The organism is Streptomyces sp. C10-9-1 (assembly GCF_024497955.1).
GTDB lineage: Bacteria > Actinomycetota > Actinomycetes > Streptomycetales > Streptomycetaceae > Streptomyces > Streptomyces sanyensis.
In genome coordinates this window covers 293,740-310,830 of record NZ_JANHKP010000007.1, presented here as the reverse complement: position 1 = coordinate 310,830, position 17,091 = coordinate 293,740, and the positions used below count along the sequence as shown (strand labels likewise).

Here is a 17,091-nt window from a genome sequence, read left to right as displayed (position 1 = left end):
CCGGGAGCCTTCCCCGGGGGAGTGTTCCCGGGGTTCGGACAGGGGGCCGTCCCGGCTGCCTGTCCCATCAGGTGAAAGTCCTTTGCCACGGCGGACGGCCCCGGGTGACCATGCGGGGATGGAGTACCTCATCCGGCCGGTACGGCCCGAAGAGTGGGAGCAGGTGCGGGAGCTCCGGCTGGCCGCGCTACAGGACCCGCTTGCCTCGATCGCCTTCCTGGAGACCTACGAGACGGCCCTGGCCCGTCCCGACGCTGAGTGGCGGCAGAGGACGACGCAGGCCGCCGAGGGTTCCGACGTGGTCCAGCTGGTGGCCGAAGGCCCGGACGGCCGGTGGGACGGCACGGTCTCGGTACTGGTCGAGCGGGCGGGGGCCGCGCCCCGCCTCGGCAAGCCGGCCCAGGTGGACCAGGGGCACGTGGTCGGTGTCTTCGTCCGTGCGGAGGCACGCGGCCGGGGAGTGGCCGATGCGCTGTTCCGCGCCGCCCTGGAGTGGGCCTGGGAGCTCCGGGAACCACGGATCGAGCGGGTGCGGCTGATCTTCCATGCCGACAACGAACGCGCCGCACGCATGTACCGGAGGATCGGCTTCGCGCCGAGCGGGGACACGTCCCCGATTCCCGGCGACGAGCATGCCCGGGAGTACGAGGTGCTGCGCGAGCCGGCTGCGTAGCAGGGCGTGCCGATGCCGGCAGGGGCGCGGCGGCGGGGTCGGGCGCGTCCTCCGGTGTCGGTGTGTCACTGGCTCGGCAGTGCCTGCGGCCAGCGGGCGCGGCCCTGTTCGGGGGAGCGCAGCAGCGCGAGCGTCGGCATGCCGGAACTCCGGCCGTCCGTCAGCAGCCGGGGCAGCAGCGGGAACGGGGCCACCGCGGCGATGTCGTCGAGGACGAGCGTGAGTGGTGGGTCGAGCCGACCACCGGATGACCGTTCGGCCATGCGGCGGCCACGCTCGACCACGTCTGCGACGAGCGCCGTGAGGAGGGGCACGGCGCCCGGGCGGGTACGAGGATCCTCGACCGCTTCACCCACTACATAGAGGGTGCCCGCTTCGTTCACGAATGATTCCAAGGCCAGGGAATCGGTTCGATGTGCTGTGCATGCCTCACGGATGTGCACCGAGGACAGCGCCGACAGGGCACGGGACGTCAGCTGCGTGGCGACGTCCCGGCGTTCGGGGTGTGCGGTCAGCGCCGACTCCAGGAGTCCGGCGAGCCCGCCGGCCGCCCGGGGGTGGGTGCGGAGGATCCGGACGGGGTCCTGGGCGGAGGTGCCCTGGGCCCAGCGGTGCACCTGGCGGAACGGGCGGCCGTCGATCGCGGCTGCGTGGAGCCAGCAGCGCAGCAGCGTCTCCGCGGTGTCGGCCATCGCCGCGTCGGCGAGGGCGTGCGGGCGCACGGGGGCCAGCAGGGCCTCGGCGCGTGCGGCCGCGCGGGCGGCGTCCTCGCAGCCCGCCGCGGGCGACCAGTGCACACGGGACGGGGTGTCGCACAGGTGGCCCGGGTCGTAGACGAGCACGGGCCCCAGCTTGGCGCGGGTGTCCTTGGTCTCGGACCACACGGCCGGGTCGGAGGTGGTGACGAGGGCGGGGCCCTCGGCGTCCAGCAGGGCCCGGACGGCCGCGTCGCGGCGTACGGAGGCGTCACCGTAGAAGACGGGCGCCGCGGGGACGCGGGGCCCGGGAACGGCCGTCGGCTCCCGGGGCACGTCCGTCGTGGCCGCTCCGCTCGCGTGACCGGCAACGGCCGTCGGGTGCGCCGCCGCGGCCGCATGGTGAGGGGTGGGCGCGGTCGGCGAGGGCTCCACCCGGTCTCCGGGCGCCCCCTTCGCCGCGGTCGGGGGCGGGCCGTACGCGGGAACGGCCACCTCGTGGGCGGGGCCGTCGGGGCCGGACGGGACGCCTGCCTCGTGGCGGGGGCCCGCGAGGGCCTTCCCGGCGCGCGCGGCCGCACGGACGGCGCGCCACCGGGCGAGGGTGCCCAGTGCGAACACGGCGAGCACCACCAGAAGCATGACCTGGCCGATGACGAGCCCCCAGAACAGCCCGTAGCCGGACAGCTGGCCGGGCGGGGCGTCGGGCCATGCCGCGGTGAGGTCCTGCGGAGACCCGACCAGGGAGCGCAGGGCGCCGGGGGCCCCGGTGTAGGACACCCCGTCCGGCCAGGACCCGTGGGCGAGCAGCGCCGCCAGCCCCGTGCCCGTCCACACGACCGCTCCGAGGCCGATGACGGCCGCCAGCAGAGCCAGCAGCAGTCCGTCGGGGATGCCGCCGCCGGGACCGCGGTCCTGCGGCGCACCGCCCCCGGTGTGCCCGTCGTGGGCCCTGCGCCCCGCCGTCATCTCAGGCCACCGTCGACTCGGTGGACTCGTCCTCGTACTGCTTCTGGTGCTGCTCGATGAGGGCCGCGCGCTGCTCCGCCTCCCACTCGGCGGCCTGGACGTGCTCGGGGACGACCGGCCGTGAGGACTCGGTCATCGCCCGGTCGGTGAAGACCAGCGGGCGCTCCGCCTCGGTGATCAGGTGCTTGACGACCTGGACGTTGCCGTTGACGTCCCACACGGCGATTCCCGGGGTGAGGGTGGGGATGATCTCCACGGCCCAGCGCGGCAGGCCGAGGACCCGTCCCGTGGCCCGTGCCTCGTCGGCCTTCTGGGCGTAGACGGTCCGGGTGGAGGCCATCTTGAGGATGGCGGCGGCCTCCCGTGCCGCCGCCCCGTCGACCACGTCCGAGAGGTGGTGGACGACGGCGACGAAGGACAGGCCGAGCCGCCGCCCGAACTTCAGCAGCCGCTGGAACAGCTGGGCGACGAAGGGGCTGTTGATGATGTGCCACGCCTCCTCCACCAGGAAGATGCGCTTCTTGCGGTCGGGCCGGATCCAGGTGTGCTCCAGCCAGACTCCGACGATGGCCATGAGGATGGGCATGGCGATGGAGTTGCGGTCGATGTGGGACAGGTCGAAGACGATGAGCGGTGCGTCGAGGTCGATGCCCACCGTCGTCGGCCCGTCGAACATGCCGCGCAGGTCGCCGTCGACTAGGCGGTCGAGCACGAGGGCGACGTCGAGGCCCCATGCGCGGACGTCGTCTATGTCGACGTTCATCGCCTCGGCCGACTCCGGCTCGGGATGCCGTAGCTGCTCGACGATGTCGGTGAGGACGGGCTGCCGGTCGGTGACGGTCTCGTTGACGTAGGAGTGGGCCACCTTCAGCGCGAAGCCGCTGCGCTCGTCGAGCCCGTGGCCCATGGCCACCTCGATGATGGTGCGCAGCAGGGCGAGCTGACCGGTGGTGGTGATCGCCGGGTCCAGCGGGTTGAGGCGGATGCCGCCGTCGAGGGCGGTCATCGGGTCGAGCCGGATGGGCGTTATCCCCAGCTCCTGGGCGATGAGGTTCCATTCGCCGACGCCGTCCTCGCCCTGGGCGTCGAGGACGACGACCTGGCGGTCGCGGAAGCGCAACTGCCGCAGGACGTAGGTCTTCTCCAGGGCGGACTTGCCGTTGCCGGACTCGCCGAGGACCAGCCAGTGGGGGGCGGGCAGCTGCTGGCCGTAGAGCTGGAAGGGGTCGTAGATGTAGCCCTTGCCGCTGTAGACCTCGCGGCCGATGATCACACCGGAGTCGCCGAGCCCGGGTGCGGCGGTCGGCAGGTAGACGGCCTGGGCCTGCCCGGTCGAGGTGCGGACGGGCAGGCGGGTCGTCTCCACCTTCCCGAACACGAAGGAGGTGAACGCCTCGGTGAGGAGGGACAGCGGATCACGCATGGCTCGGGGCCCCTATCGGCGGATGCCGGTCGCGAACGGCAGGGTGTTCACAAAGGCCCTGTGGTGCTCGCGGTCGCACCACTCCAGCTTCAGATACGACTTGCCGGCAGAGGCCCTGATCGTGCGCTTGTCCCTGGCCAGGGCCTCGGGCGAGCGCGACGACACAGTGATGTACCCGACGAGGTTGACCCCCGCCGCACCGCTGGCGAGATCTTCACCCCGCTGGTCGAGCCGGCCGTGTGCGGCGATGTCGCGCGGGTCGACGGTCCGGTTCATCTTGGCGGCGCGGCTGGCGTCCGCGGCGTCGTTGGTCTTCTCGGTGAGCATGCGCTCGATGGCGACCTCGGTGGGTTCCAGGTCCATGGTCACCGCGACCGTGCGGATGACGTCGGGTGTGTGGACGAGGAGCGGGGCGAGGAAGTTGACCCCGACGGGCGTCAGGGGCCACTCCTTGACCCAGGCCGTCGAGTGGCACCAGGGGGCCCGGGTGGAGGACTCGCGGGTCTTGGCCTGGAGGTGGGTCGGCTCGACGGCGTCCAGCTCGGCGGGCCAGGCGTTGCGCTTGGTCATCGCCTGGATGTGGTCGATGGGATGATCGGGGTCGTACATGGAGTGCACGAGGGAGGCGAGTCGCGACTGGCCGAGGGGCTGCCGGACCCGGATGTCGGCCTCGGCGAGGCGGGCGCAGATGTCGTTGAGTTCGCGGGCCATGACGACGGCGAGGCCCGAGTCCTTGTCGAGCCGGCGGGCACCGGATGCGGCCTTGGCCGCGCGGGCCATCGCGTGGGCCTCGGCGGCCAGTTCACGCGAGTAGTGCATGCAGGCCACGAGGTAGGCGCGGTGCTGTTCGCTGGAGGTGGAGACCATCGACTGGAGCTGGTCGTAGGAATCCTGGAGCCAGGCCGGGGCCGCGTGGTCGCCGCGCTGGGCGACGTCCTTGGCGTGGGCGTCCGGGTCGGCGGGCAGGGTGCGGGCGAGCATCTGGAGGCGGGTGACGAAGCCGTCGCCGTTGGCCACGTGCTTGAGGAGGGTCCCGAACCGGTCGACCAGGGCCTCCTGGTCCTCGCTGTCGCGCAGGCCGACGCCCGGGCCCTCGATCTCGATGACGGCGGTGACGGTGCGGCGGTCGGCGTGGAGCAGGACCGCGATCTCGTCGGGGCCGAAGGGGGCCGAGAGCCAGCTGATCCGCCCGATGCCGGGCGGCGGGCCGATCTCCACCTCGCGGCCGTCGAGCCGGGTGCCGGCCTCGACGGCCCCGGAGCGGTAGGTGGTGCCCTGGCGCAGGGTGCGGCGGTAGCTGCGGTTGATCTCGAACCACTTGTAGAAGGTGCGGTGCCGGTAGGGCAGGTAGACGGCGGCGAGCGCCAGCATGGGGAAGCCGACGAGCGCCACGATCCTCAGGGAGAGGACGGGGACCAGCAGCCCGCTCATCATGCCGAGGAACGCACCCGCGATGATCAGTGTGATCTCGCCGGTCTCGCGGTTCTTGCCGACGACGGCGTTCGGCCGGGCGCGGCCGATCAGGTACGTGCGGCGGGGCGCGATGGGCTGGGACGGGGTCGTCAACGCCCTCCACCTCCTGAGGTGTTGCGGTTGCTGTGCGGGGTGCTGCCCGTCGGGGCGCTGCTCCGGGGCGCGGGTGCGGCGGCCGGTGCGCCGCCGCGGCTGCCGTGCGCGGCGACGCCGCCGCTGACCGGGTTCGCGGGGCGGGGGGCCGCTGCGGAGCCGCCGTCGCCGCCCCCGCTCTGGTTGCCGCGGGAGCTGTGCGTCTTGATGCCCTGGGAGACGAGGGCGGCGGGCGAGCTGATGACGGCCGCGGCCTTGCCCTCGGCGGCGTTCTGGATGCGGTTGTTGCGGGAGTTGGCGATCTCGTCCCCGAAGCCCGGTACGAAGCGGTAGATCATCGCGGAGGCGAAGATGGCCAGCAGGATGATCGAGAGGCCGGAGACGACGGCGGAGACGGAGTCCGGTCCCTCACCGGCGGAGAGCGCGCCCGCGAGGCCGAGGACGATGACGATGATCGGTTTGACCAGGATGATCGCGATCATGATGCCGGCCCAGCGGCGGACGTGGCCCCACATGTTCTTGTCGACCAGCCCGGAGTAGACGACGACGCCGAGCAGCGCGCCGACGTAGAGCAGCACGGCCCGGATGAACAGCTCCAGGAACAGGACGCCGGCGGCGACGATGGTGACGAGCGCGACGATGATCAGCATGATCGGTCCGCCGCTGATGGCGTCGCCCTTCTGGAGGGCCTGTTTGAAGCTGCCGAAGAACATGTCGGTCTGTTCCGCGGTTCCGGAGGCGACGACCTCGGTGATGGCGTCGGTGGCCGAGACCACGGTGTAGAGGATCAGGGGTGTGAAGGCGGAGGCGAGGACGGTCAGCCAGAGGAAGCCGACGGCCTCGGAGATCGCGGTCGTCAGCGGGACACCCCGGATGGCGCGCTTGGCGACGGCGAGGAGCCACAGCACCAGGGTCAGGATGGTGGCGGCGGCGAAGACGATGGCGTAGCGGGCGAGGAAGGCCTGGTTCGTGAAGTCGACCTCGGCGGTTCCCTTCACGGCTCCCGAGAGGTAGTCGAGCACGGTGATGGCCGCGTCGGCGCAGCCGCGGGCGAGCGCGGAGAGCGGGTCGAGGGCGTCGGCGGGGTTGGTGACGCCGGGGGAGCGGGGCGCGACGCCGGGCTCGCCGTTCTCGCAGTAGTCGCGGGCGGGGCCTCGGATGAGGTCGCACGGGTTGTTGCTCGGGCTCGGTGTCGGCGAGGGCTCGGCCACCGCACGCGAAGCGAAGAGGACGAGTGCGCTCTGCAGGGCCACCGTGCCAGCAGTGACGGAGACGAGCCGACGGCTACCGCGCATAGGTGAACCCTCCGAACTGCTTCACGGCCTCGGACATCTCCTCGGCCCCGGAGGCCGCCTGGTCGCGCCCGACCGGTACGGGGCCGTCCTTCTGCGTGAAGTCGGTGACCTTCCAGTCACCGTCGACCCATTCCAGGGAGAACGTGTTGGTGTACCAGCCTTCCGTCACGGGGTTGGTCGACCCCTCCCCGGCGAGCCCGAAAAGGGTCGAGTACCAGACGGAGACGCGCGCGGTATCGGTGGCGAAACTCTCGACCTTCGCCCCTGCGGGGTTCGACCTGCTGACGAAGGTCATCCCCGTCGGGGCGGTGCCTTCGGCCGTGAGGCCCAACCGCTTCAGGAAGTCCTTGTCCGAGTAGACGCGGTCGAGATCGCCCCGGCGCTCTGCGGCGACGTCGGGCGAGTAGACCACGCTCACGATGGCGTCCCTACTCGCCTTGTCGAACATCTCGGTGGACCCGAGTGCCACCGCGTAGTTCGCCGCGGCGCTCTGGGCGCCCTGCTCGTCCTGTGCGTAGCCCGTCGGGATGTCGCCCGTCCGGCTCTTGACGGGGCGGACGCCGGTGGCCGCCGTCGGTGCGGCCTCCGGGTTGGAGGCATTGCCCTTGGCGGTGCCGTCCTCGCCGCTGCCGCGGTTGGCGAAGGCGATCGCGGCGATGAGCAGCACCACCACGCCGACCACGCCGATGAGGGACCGGGAGCTGCGCACGGGACGGCGGGCGCCGCCGTACACGTCGGCCTCCGCGGAGCCCGGGAGGCGGGTGCGGGTCTGGCCGGAGCCGCCGAAGCCCTCGCTCGTACGGCCGTCGTGATCGTCGCCGAGGCTCATGTCGCGCGGGCTCCCTCAACCGGTCGTGGGCGTGTTCTGTGCCCGCATGAGCGCGGGATGGTGATGTGACATCAGGTGCGCGGGCTCCGACGGACCGCCCGGGCGGGGGCCGAACGGGTGTGGCGGGGTCTCAGACGGCCATCCCGTAGACGATGGTGAACAGGGTTCCGAGTGATCCGATGATGAAGACGCCGGTGAGGCCGGCGACGATCAGGCCCTTGCCCTGTTCGGCGCTGAAGGTGTCGCGCAGGGCGGTGGCACCGATGCGCTGCTTGGCCGCGCCCCAGATCGCGATGCCGAGGCAGATGAGGATGGCGATGGCCATCACGACCTCGATCATCACCCGAGCTTCGTTGCCCAGGCTTCCGAACGGGCCCCAGTTCGGGGCGATACCGCCGATAATGGTGGTGATGTCGCCCTTCTCGGCTGCCAGGATCATGTAACTCACCGCCCCTGTCGGGTTGTTCGCCGCCCACGCCCCACGGCACGGGTCACTCTCTATCTTCGCTGATGAATCCGCGCGCGTATGCCGTCTTCGAGGGTCTCTTTACCCGATCTCCGCACGTATGACCGACCCGGCCGCCCTGACCTGCGGCAAGGCGGCGCGAGGCGGCCTCCGTGCAAGCACCGTCACTCTGTGTATCACGGAGCGTGACTCTGGGCAATGACTGTCGTTGTGCCACATTTGGGGCGTATTTGCGGGTGGTGCGGGAGGGGGCTCCCGGGGGTGGTGTCCGCCTGTGGGCGAGTGCGCCGGTGGTGCCGGTCAGGCGCGGGCTCCCAGGTGGTCGAATTCGCCGTCGAGGACGCCGAGGGTGAAGGCGTGCCACTTGTCGGCGGTGGTGGTGACGGTCTGTTCGGGGGTGTGGGGGTGGTGGAGCCGGACGAGGCCGTCGGGGGTGCGGGTGATGCGGATGTGGGGGCTGGGTGTGTCGGTCCTGAGGGCGTGGGTGAGGGCGGCGAAGGCCTCGGGGGTGGTGTGGAGTATCACGCCGTCGGGGTCGGAGGACTCGGTGAGGAGGACGCCGCCGTGCCTGTCCGCAGTAACGTTCACGCAGGCGTCTCCCTCGCCGCAGTACGACGATGTCTGCCACTTGCCGGGGTGCATGTCCGTCCTCTCAGAGATCTCGGATGACGTGGAGGATGAAGTCCCGGGACGCTGTCGGCGACAGGGCTGCGTTCTGCATCCCGTCGAGCAGTGTGCGGTACCGGCGAAGCTGGGTGTCGGTGTGCAGGAGTACTGGCCCATGTGACTGGTCGAGATGCACGGTGTCCAGCTGTCGGACTGGCCCCAGGCCGTACGCGAAGGACTGTCCTGATCCGGGGAACGCTCCCGCGGAGAAGGGGATCACGCGCAGCGTGATCTGAGGCCGCTCGCTCATGTCGAGCAGGTGGGCGAGCTGTCGTCTGGCTACTGCGGGGCCACCGAACTGCATGCGAAGTGCCGCCTCATGTACCGCCGTCTCAAAGGGCACGGGGTGGTCGCGGTGGATCACGTCCTGCCTCTTGATTCGGTGGGCCACGCGATGCTCGATCTCCGGCGGTGACAGCTCGGGCACCACCTGACCGAAGATCTGGCGCGCGTGGTCGGCGATCTGGAGCAGGCCCGGAATGTGAGCGGTGTAGGCGGTCCGCAGGGCGGTGGCGTGGTGCTCGAACTCCGCCAGGTCGAGAAGTCCGTCCGGGAGGGTCCCCCGGTACTGCTCCCACCAGCCCCGGACTCGCTCGGACGCCATGGCTGCGAGCGCATCGACGTACGCGCGGTCTGTGCACGAGTAGGTGCGGGCCATGGCGCGCACCCGGTCGGAGCTCACCCCGAAGCGCGCGGACTCGACATTGCTCAACTGGCCCGAGCTGGTCCCCAGTTCCCGTGCCGCGTCTGTTGTCGTCATGCCCGCCCGTTCGCGGAGTCGCCGCAGCTCGGTGGCGAGGCGCATGCGTCGCGCGGTGGGGGCCGGTCGCGCAGCCATGCAACTCCCTTCGGTGCCTGGGGTGAGCTCGTCACCCGCATGGGGGATTCTGGCGTCGAATCCCTTGAGTTCCCGCAAAGATTCTTTGCTCAATGCCTAGCCTGTGCTCCAGGCCACCCGCCTGGAAGCACCCCGCTCGACGGAGCGACCTGGTCACCGGGCACCCCCGCTCAACACAGGCTCCGTCGAGAGGACTTCCATGCTCACCACCGTATCCCCGCCCTGGGTCTACGCCCTCCGACTTCCGCGGGATCCGCGGTCCGCGGGACTGGCGCGCAGAGCCGTCCGCGCGGTGCTTGAGGCGCACCGGCTGGGTGGGCTCGGCCATGATGCCGGGCTGCTCGCGTCGGAACTGGTGACCAACGCCTACCGGCATACCGAGGGGAGCTACGGCCTGCGGCTGCGGGCGCCGGGGAGGGGGCGGCTTCGGTTGGGCGTGTGGGACACCAGCCCCGAGGTGCCCCCTCCTTTCAGCGGCCTGCCCCGGCGGCCGGACGCCTCGGCGGAGGGCGGTCGCGGGCTCTGCCTGGTGGCCGTGTGCGCGGACGCCTGGGGGCACTCCGCGCTCCCGGGCGGCGGGAAGCTGCTCTGGGTCGAGGTCGGTGGGTCCCGGTGACCATGCTGATGGGGCGTCTGTTACCGCGCACGCCGCGGGAGCTGGCCCGGCTGATCGCCCGGCTGACGCCGCTGAGGGCGGAGGTGCTGGGCGGCAGCCTGGTGCTCAGCCGCACGGACTGCGCGACACGCACGGCGGCGGTCCGCCTCCTCGCCGACGGGCTGGGGGCGGCACTCGACGCGGCCGTCCTCGGCGGTCCGGCGCCGGAGGGGGGCCTGCTGGTCGGGCGGGCGCTGCCCGTGGCGATGCCCTTCGACCCCGACGACTTCGCCGTGCCCGACCTCGTGGTGCGTGCCGCGGCGCGGTCCTGCGCGGCGGTGGCGGCGGAGCCGGGCGGCGGACTGCTCGACGTGCGGGACGTCCTGCTCGCCGTGGAGGTCGTACCCCGGCAGGAGAAGGCCGGGGAGCCGGGCCACCGGATGGACTGGTACGCCGTCGCCTGCGTCCCCGCCCTGCTGGTGGTCGACCCGCGGTACGGGACCTGGGCCCTGCACACCGGACCGGACCGGACGGGCTACCGGGAGACGCTGGCCGGGCGCTTCGGCGAGGAGGTCCCCCTGCCCGCCCCGCCCGGGGGCGTGCTCGCCACCGGCGGCGTCCCCCGGTACGCGGAGGGCGCCCCGGTCTGAGGCGCGTGCCGCGTCCGCTCAGCGGGGCGCGACGAAGAGGCTCTGGGCGCTCCGGCCGATGGGCCCCTTCTCGTCGTGGAGCCGGGCGTCGGCGAGGCCGATGCCCGACTCGTCCACACCGGTGCGGGCCGCGACGGCCACCCACTCGCCGAGTGGGTGGCGCTGGAGGTGGACCGTCAGGTCCGGGTTGACGAAAACATGGCGCTCGAAGTCGAGGACGTTGCTGATCCCGTTCCCGGAGTCGGCCGCCACCAGCACCCGGTCCAGGGCGCGCGGCGCGTCCCCCGCGACGAGGGGCATCCGCATCCGCAGCCAGCACGCACCCGGTCCCCGCTCCAGCCAGGAGCCCTCGGCGAACCGGGCCTCCATGGCCGTGTGGTAGCCGACCTCCCAGGGGACGCCGAAGAACGGCGAGGCCGACGTCTCGGAGGGGGCGGGCAGGTGCGGGCCCTCGGCCACGGCGGGCCCGGGCTCCTCCGTGGTGCGGATGCGCAGTCCCCGGGCGAGCATCACCGGGCGTCCACCCTCCGGCGCCAGCGCGGCCTCCACCACCTCGGTGCCGCGGCCGGCGCGCAGCACGGTGACCGTGGCCTCCAGCGGGGCTATGGGCACCGGGCGCAGGATCTCGTAGGTGACACGGGCCAGCCGCATGTCCGGGCGGGCCCCGGGGCGCTCCTCCAGCACCCGGCCGAGCAGGGCGGCCGGGGGGCCGGCGTGCTGCGCGGCGGCGTCCCACGGGCCGCGGGTGTGCTCGGTGGGGGCGTAGCGGTGGTCGTCGAGGCGGACGAAGAACGCCTCGGCATCCGGTGGTGTCATGCGGCTGCCTCCCAGGATCGGTGCGGGACGGGTCCCCGCGCGGGTGCGCCTCCCGCCGAGGGGGCGCACCCGGCACGTTACCGATCGGTAATGGCCTGATCCAGGGGCCTGCGGCTCCTGTGCGGCGGCGGTCCGGGTGCCGGGAGGGGGCTGGACGAGGAAAGAGGGGGTGCCCGGTCCCGATGGGGACCGGGCACCCCCTCCGGAGGCGCCGGGCCGATGTCAGCCGCCGACCACCATGTAGCCGAGGAGGCCGATGGCGACGGCGAGCAGGGCGATGAACGTCACCGTGGCGACGGTGCCGCCCGCGTCGCCGTTCCGGCCCTGCCGGCGTCCGGACTCCCCGTTCTGCGCGTCGGTCGTGCCCGGTGCGTCGGTCACGATCGCAGAGTTCTTCACTGGTGCTCCTGTGGTGCTGGCCCCTCCGTGGTCGACGGTGGGGTTCTGGCCTCAGCCTTGTTGGCTGCGTGACACAGAGTAGTGGCAACTGGTTCAGACCATGAAAGCGGGTCCCTCGCTCCGCAAGCCTGGTACCGGGCCCTTTGCCGCTCCGCCCCTGAACTGTAAGGGGAGGTGCCGGGGGTACCGACGGTTTCACGTCATTCGGATTGCTACGGAAAGTAGTCGCCGCGGATCGAGCCGTCACCGTCGCCCCCCGACGGGCGGAGCGGACCCCGCAGGCCGCCGCGCGGGGACCGACTTCGCGGCAACCCGCCTGCGGGGCAGGTGAGTTCACTAAGGTGCATGTCGTGACCGACGACGCAGCGATACAGGCGCGCATCGACTCCACGCGCCCCCACACCGCCCGGATCTGGAACTACTGGACCGGGGGCAAGGACAACTACCCGGTCGACCAGGCCGCAGGCGACCAGATCCGTGCGCTCCACCCGGGCATCGGCGACTACGCCCTCGCGGACCGGCGCCTCCTCGGCCGCGCGGTGCGCCACCTCGCCGCCGAGGCCGGCGTCCGGCAGTTCCTCGACGTCGGGACCGGGCTGCCCAGCGCCGACAACACCCACGAGGTCGCCCAGCGCATCCGGCCCGACGCCCGCATCGTCTACGTGGACAACGACCCGCTGGTGCTCGTGCACGCCCGTGCGCTGCTCACCGGGACGCCGGAGGGGCGCACCGACTACCTCGACGCCGACCTGCGGGAGCCGGAGGCGATCCTGGAGCAGGCGGCGCGGACCCTGGACTTCTCCGAGCCCGTGGCGCTGATGCTCCTCGGCGTCGTGATCTTCGTGGAGGACGACGAGGAGTCGTACGGCGTGGTCCGCCGGCTCATGGCGGGGCTGCCGAGCGGGAGCCACCTCGTGCTCTCCCACACGATCACCAGCCCCCGGATGCCCGAGGTGGACGAGGCGGTCGCCTTCTGGAACGAGAACGGCACCCCCCGGCTCACCCAGCGCACCCCTGATCAGGTGACCCGCTACTTCGACGGTCTCGAACTGCTCGACCCCGGAGTGGTCTCCTGCAACCGCTGGCGACCCGACGAGGAGGACCTCGGCGCCCCCGAGGAGGTGGCCATGTACGGCGGTGTCGGCCGCAAGGGCTGAGGGCCGCCGGCCCCGGGCCACCGCCCGCTCCGGGGCGCCGCCCCTCCCGGGGAGCCGCGCGCCGGGGCGACGCGTTTCCCGCTCCCCGCTGACCACCCTCCCGCCTACACTGGGGCGTCGGCGGACCGGCCCGGGACGGAGGGTGGTTGACGGTGCGTAAGGCGTGGCTCGTCACCGGTGCCTGCGCCGGTGTCTGCGTGCTGTTCGTCTCGCTGCTGTTCGTCGGCACCTACACCGCCGCCGCGGGGCTGGCCGGGGCCAAGGGCGGCGCGGTGACGCTCGCCAAGGGCGCGGTGCCCGCCCGCTACCAGGCCCTGGTGCAGAAGTGGGGCAACCTCTGCCCCGCCATCAACCCGGCGCTCCTCGCGGCGCAGCTCTACCAGGAGAGCGGCTGGAACCCGAGGGCGCAGAGCCATGCCGCCGCCCAGGGCATCGCCCAGTTCATCCCCGGCACCTGGGCGACCCACGGCATCGACGGCGACAACGACGGGGACCGCGACGTGTGGGACCCCGCGGACGCCATCCCCTCGGCCGCGTCCTACGACTGCGAACTGGCCGGCTACGTACGCAAGGTGCCCGGCGACCCCACCGACAACATGCTGGCCGCCTACAACGCGGGTGCCTACGCGGTGATCAAGTACGGCGGGGTGCCCCCGTACCGCGAGACGCAGAACTACGTGAAGGTCATCCGCTCCCTGGAGAAGAGCTTCGCCCGTCCCGTCGACCGGGTGGAGCCCTCGCGCCAGGCGGCCGGGGCCATCTACTTCGCCCAGCAGAAGCTCGGCACGCCCTATCTGTGGGGCGGTAACGGCACACCCGAGCAGGACGGGCGCTTCGACTGCTCGGGGCTCACCCAGGCCGCGTACCGGACGGTGGGCATCGAGCTCCCCCGGGTGGCCAACGACCAGTACAACGCCGGGCCGCACCCCTCCCGGGACGAGCTGATGCCCGGCGACCTCGTGTTCTTCTCCGACGACCTGACCAACTCGCGGGCGATCCGGCACGTCGGCCTCTATGTCGGTGGCGGATACATGATCAACGCTCCGTACACCGGGGCCGTGATCCGCTTCGACAGGATCGACACCCCGGACTACTTCGGCGCCACCCGCGTGACCGAGGACGGCGCCGCCGCACTGCCGACCGCACTGCCGAGCTCCGCCCCCGGCTCCTGACGCCCCCGGATCCCGAGGTCCCGGCTCCTGACGCACCGCCGGATTCCCGCTGTCCGGCCTGCCGGGCCCCGAGGTGTCCGGTTCCCGCGGGCCGTGGCCGGAACGGAACCCCCGGCGACCGGTGCTGAGCTGCGAGGACGTGTCACCCTTCGATAACGTCATGGTGATCGTTCGGTGGAGAGAGGAACGACCCGGCGGGCCGCGTCGTTTCCTGGGCAGGGACGGCCGCACTGACCATGCAGCACACACCCGACCGACCACGGGGGTTGATGGCACGGCGCACAGGAGGTGCGCCGTCGAGGCGACGGAAGCAAGGGGCCGCTGCACATGGCTGGACTCGCGAACGGGTTCCCCGTCACCGAGGCGAGCGGGACGAACCCCGACGTCAGCCTGCTCTACGACATCAACGGCCTCGCCAAGGACGCCCCGGGCTGGTTCGACCGGACCATGGAGTTCGTCGGCGAGTACGGGATCATGCTCGCCCTGGTGCTGGTGGCCCTCTGGTGCTGGTGGAGCGTGCGCCGCGGCGGCACGCGTGAGGACTCGGTCGCCGCCGTCGCGGGCCTGGTCTGGGCCCCGCTGGCCGCGGGCATCGCGCTGCTGGTCAACATCCCGATCCGCGGCTTCGTCCAGCGGCCCCGGCCGTTCTACGACCACGACGGCCTGGAGGTCCTGGTCCAGGGGAAGACCGACTTCTCCTTCGTCAGCGACCACTCCACGATGGCGATGGCGATCGCGGCGGCCCTGTTCATCACCCACCGCAGGTTCGGCGCGGCCGCGCTCGTGCTGGCCGCGGCCGAGGGCTTCTGCCGCGTGTACATGGGCGTCCACTACCCGACCGACGTGATCGGGGGCTTCGCCCTGGGCACCGCGGTCGCCCTGCTGCTGGCGCCGCTCGCCCTGGCGCTGCTGACGCCCCTGGTCTCGGCGCTCGCCTCCACCAGGCTGCTCGGCCCGCTCGTGCGCTCGCGGGCGGCCGACGGGGCGCTCACGGCCGAGCCGGTGGACATCCCCGAGCCCCGGGGCGAGGGCAAGGACCCGGGGGCCAACGGCCTCGCCGCCTGACGACGCGGAACCCTCCGCGAGGCCCTGCCCCGGACCGGGGCGGGGCCTCGGCGGTTCAGGCGTCCGAGGAGTGTGCCCGGGCGTCGGAACGGGCGCGGTCGCGGGAGCGCCGCGCCGGGCCGGCCCAGCCGCAACTGCAGCGGGCGTGCGCGAAGGATCCGCGTTCGACGGTGGTGGTCAGATGGGCCGGGTCGTCCGCGGACAGCTCCTGCTGGGGCACGGTGCAACGGTACTGCGCCGCCGCCCGTTCCGGGACGGCGTCCGCCTCGCGGCCGTGCGGCCTCCGCCGGGCGGAGGCGTGCCGTAGCGCGCCCCCGTCACCCCCCGCCCCCGCCCGTCTCCCCCGGGGTGGCACGGCGCCCGTCTCCGAGTGCGCCGCGTGCTCCCGTGCGCCCGTGTGACGGCGTGTCTGCGTGACGGTGTGACGCACACGTCGTTAGGCGGGGCGGGTGGGCTTCCTACGAGCAGTCTCGGTGTTGGGGGTTGGCAGGCGATGGTGCAACAGCACAGACGCAGAGGCGGCGTGTTGACCGTGGCGGCGACCGCCCTGGGCGTGGTGGTCGCCACCGGGTGCTCGGGTGCGGGCGCAGCCGTCCAGGACGGTGACGGCGTCTCCAGGGCGGGCTCCGGCGCACGGTCGGGAGAGCCCTCGGCGGCACCGGGCGGCGGGCGGGCCGCGGGGCCCGGAAGCCACGACGAGGAGATCCGCGACGCGGTGGACGCCCTGGCCGCGGTCGGCACCTCGCGGGCCCGCACCGCCATGGAGATGGCGACGGGGGGTACCCGCGTCACGATCCGGGGGGAGGGCGGCTACGACTTCACCCGGGCGACGGGGCGGCTGCGGGTGGTCCTCCCGGCCGATCCCGCGGGTGTCGACGAGCACCAGCCGATCACCGAGCTGTTCGTGCCCGGCGCCCTCTACATGAAGAACCGGGGAGCGGGCGTGCCGGCCGACAAGTGGGTGCGGGTGGACACCACCTCACTCGAGGACGGCAACCTCGTCACCGGGGGTGCGACCGATCCGATGGCCGCCGCCGAACTCCTCCGCGGTGCCGAGCGGGTGGCGTACGTGGGGGAAGCCGAGCTGGCGGGCCGCAGGGTGCGGCACTTCCGTGGTACGGCCGACATCCGCAAGGCCGCCCGGGCGGCGGAGGCGGCCCGCTCGCACACCCGGGGATCGCTGGCGGCCGCGGCGAAGGGGTTCACCCGGCACGCGGTGCCCTTCGACGCCTATGTGGACGAGTCGGGGCGCCTGCGCAAGGTCCGCCACCGCTTCACCTTCGCCAACCAGGGGCGCTCGGTGGATGTGACGTCCACCACGGTCCTCTTCGACTTCGGGGTGCCGGTCGCGGTGCGCATCCCGGAGGAGGGCGACATCTACACGGGAAAGGTGGGGGTCTGAACCCCGAGGCGGTGAAGGGGTCCGGGAAGGCCACTGTGCAAATGGCCCGGACGTGCCATGCGCGGTGTGTGGCCCGATCCCTACGCTAGGGAGCCGACAACGGCTGGAAGAGGTGACGGCACGTGGCTCCGCCCAGTACGACGACAGTCCAGGACGACCACGTGGCCCTCGCCGAGATCGAGCTGTGCGGAGAGCTTATGATCGCCGCGTCCGCGGCGGACGGGGAGCGTCTCAGCCCCGATCGCATCGACGAGGTGCTGAGGGTCACTCCGTGCCCCGCGGCCGGGGCGGCTCCGGCGCCCCGCTGACCTCCCGGCCGGGAACCGGCCCCGAAAGGGCCCGGCGGTGCCGCGCCTCCGCCCGGCGGTGCCGCGCCTCCGCCCGGCGGTGCCGCGCCTCCGCCCGGCGGTGCCGC

At 72.6% G+C, this 17,091-nt stretch carries 19 protein-coding genes; 8 read left to right on the top strand and 11 right to left on the bottom strand.

Annotated elements, in window-relative coordinates; genetic code table 11:
* The first annotated feature begins 118 nt into the window (after window positions 1-118).
* Entirely contained in the window at window positions 119-673 is a 555-nt protein-coding gene (locus NPS70_RS12720) for a GNAT family N-acetyltransferase (RefSeq protein ID WP_256524291.1), read from the top strand.
* 65 nt (window positions 674-738) lie between these two features.
* On the opposite strand, the gene NPS70_RS12715 is transcribed toward NPS70_RS12720, so the two are convergent.
* The 8 genes from NPS70_RS12715 to NPS70_RS12680 all read right to left on the bottom strand — a co-directional run bounded on the left by NPS70_RS12715 (window position 739) and on the right by NPS70_RS12680 (window position 9,420).
* Complete coding sequence (locus NPS70_RS12715; protein ID WP_256524290.1) at window positions 739-2,337, bottom strand: type VI secretion protein; 1,599 nt, start codon at window positions 2,335-2,337, stop codon at window positions 739-741.
* Between the two features lies 1 nt (window position 2,338).
* Complete coding sequence (locus tag NPS70_RS12710; protein ID WP_256524289.1) at window positions 2,339-3,760, bottom strand: ATP-binding protein; 1,422 nt, start codon at window positions 3,758-3,760, stop codon at window positions 2,339-2,341.
* Window positions 3,761-3,772: 12 nt separating this feature from the next.
* A complete protein-coding gene (locus tag NPS70_RS12705) occupies window positions 3,773-5,326 on the bottom strand; it encodes an SCO6880 family protein (protein ID WP_256524287.1) in 1,554 nt (517 codons plus the stop codon).
* On the bottom strand, window positions 5,323-6,621 hold the full coding sequence (locus NPS70_RS12700) for a hypothetical protein (protein WP_256524286.1): 1,299 nt from the start codon (window positions 6,619-6,621) through the stop codon (window positions 5,323-5,325). Before NPS70_RS12700 ends, NPS70_RS12705 begins: the two co-directional genes overlap by 4 nt.
* Window positions 6,611-7,450 (bottom strand): hypothetical protein, encoded by an 840-nt coding sequence (locus NPS70_RS12695; RefSeq protein WP_256524285.1) that lies wholly within the window; start codon window positions 7,448-7,450, stop codon window positions 6,611-6,613. The genes NPS70_RS12700 and NPS70_RS12695 overlap by 11 nt, the downstream gene beginning before the upstream one ends.
* A 130-nt stretch (window positions 7,451-7,580) precedes the next feature.
* Window positions 7,581-7,889, bottom strand: coding sequence for a hypothetical protein (locus NPS70_RS12690; RefSeq protein ID WP_256524284.1), 309 nt, complete (start codon window positions 7,887-7,889; stop codon window positions 7,581-7,583).
* A gap of 327 nt (window positions 7,890-8,216) precedes the next feature.
* On the bottom strand, window positions 8,217-8,558 hold the full coding sequence (locus NPS70_RS12685; protein ID WP_305885774.1) for a DUF397 domain-containing protein: 342 nt from the start codon (window positions 8,556-8,558) through the stop codon (window positions 8,217-8,219).
* A 10-nt stretch (window positions 8,559-8,568) separates the two neighbouring features.
* Window positions 8,569-9,420, bottom strand: a complete 852-nt coding sequence (locus NPS70_RS12680) for a helix-turn-helix transcriptional regulator (RefSeq protein WP_256524282.1) — start codon at window positions 9,418-9,420, stop codon at window positions 8,569-8,571.
* Window positions 9,421-9,619: 199 nt separating this feature from the next.
* Between NPS70_RS12680 and NPS70_RS12675 the strand changes: the two genes are divergently transcribed.
* Together NPS70_RS12675 and NPS70_RS12670 are read left to right on the top strand one after the other, a co-directional pair.
* Window positions 9,620-10,036: an ATP-binding protein gene (locus NPS70_RS12675; protein ID WP_256524281.1), complete on the top strand. Its 417-nt coding sequence runs from the start codon at window positions 9,620-9,622 to the stop codon at window positions 10,034-10,036.
* An 8-nt stretch (window positions 10,037-10,044) separates the two neighbouring features.
* A complete protein-coding gene (locus NPS70_RS12670; protein ID WP_256524280.1) occupies window positions 10,045-10,665 on the top strand; it encodes a Uma2 family endonuclease in 621 nt (206 codons plus the stop codon).
* A gap of 18 nt (window positions 10,666-10,683) precedes the next feature.
* Here the strand turns inward: NPS70_RS12670 and NPS70_RS12665 are convergent, their stop codons facing one another.
* Together NPS70_RS12665 and NPS70_RS12660 are read right to left on the bottom strand one after the other, a co-directional pair.
* Window positions 10,684-11,481, bottom strand: a complete 798-nt coding sequence (locus tag NPS70_RS12665) for a thioesterase family protein (protein WP_256524279.1) — start codon at window positions 11,479-11,481, stop codon at window positions 10,684-10,686.
* 222 nt (window positions 11,482-11,703) lie between these two features.
* A complete protein-coding gene (locus NPS70_RS12660; RefSeq protein ID WP_256524278.1) occupies window positions 11,704-11,880 on the bottom strand; it encodes a hypothetical protein in 177 nt (58 codons plus the stop codon).
* Between the two features lie 350 nt (window positions 11,881-12,230).
* Between NPS70_RS12660 and NPS70_RS12655 the strand changes: the two genes are divergently transcribed.
* From NPS70_RS12655 to NPS70_RS12645, 3 genes are all read left to right on the top strand, one after another.
* Entirely contained in the window at window positions 12,231-13,037 is an 807-nt protein-coding gene (locus NPS70_RS12655) for an SAM-dependent methyltransferase (protein WP_256524277.1), read from the top strand.
* A 152-nt stretch (window positions 13,038-13,189) separates the two neighbouring features.
* Window positions 13,190-14,209 carry a bifunctional lytic transglycosylase/C40 family peptidase gene (locus tag NPS70_RS12650; protein ID WP_256524304.1) on the top strand — a complete coding sequence of 340 codons (1,020 nt, stop codon included), beginning with the start codon at window positions 13,190-13,192 and terminating at the stop codon, window positions 14,207-14,209.
* Between the two features lie 327 nt (window positions 14,210-14,536).
* Window positions 14,537-15,274, top strand: coding sequence for a phosphatase PAP2 family protein (locus tag NPS70_RS12645; RefSeq protein WP_256524276.1), 738 nt, complete (start codon window positions 14,537-14,539; stop codon window positions 15,272-15,274).
* Window positions 15,275-15,329: 55 nt separating this feature from the next.
* Here the strand turns inward: NPS70_RS12645 and NPS70_RS12640 are convergent, their stop codons facing one another.
* Window positions 15,330-15,494, bottom strand: coding sequence for a hypothetical protein (locus tag NPS70_RS12640; RefSeq protein WP_256524275.1), 165 nt, complete (start codon window positions 15,492-15,494; stop codon window positions 15,330-15,332).
* Window positions 15,495-15,767: 273 nt separating this feature from the next.
* Between NPS70_RS12640 and NPS70_RS12635 the strand changes: the two genes are divergently transcribed.
* Window positions 15,768-16,676 (top strand): hypothetical protein, encoded by a 909-nt coding sequence (locus tag NPS70_RS12635; RefSeq protein WP_256524274.1) that lies wholly within the window; start codon window positions 15,768-15,770, stop codon window positions 16,674-16,676.
* Between the two features lie 122 nt (window positions 16,677-16,798).
* On the top strand, window positions 16,799-16,984 hold the full coding sequence (locus NPS70_RS12630) for a hypothetical protein (RefSeq protein WP_256524273.1): 186 nt from the start codon (window positions 16,799-16,801) through the stop codon (window positions 16,982-16,984).
* Window positions 16,985-17,091: the final 107 nt, after the last annotated feature.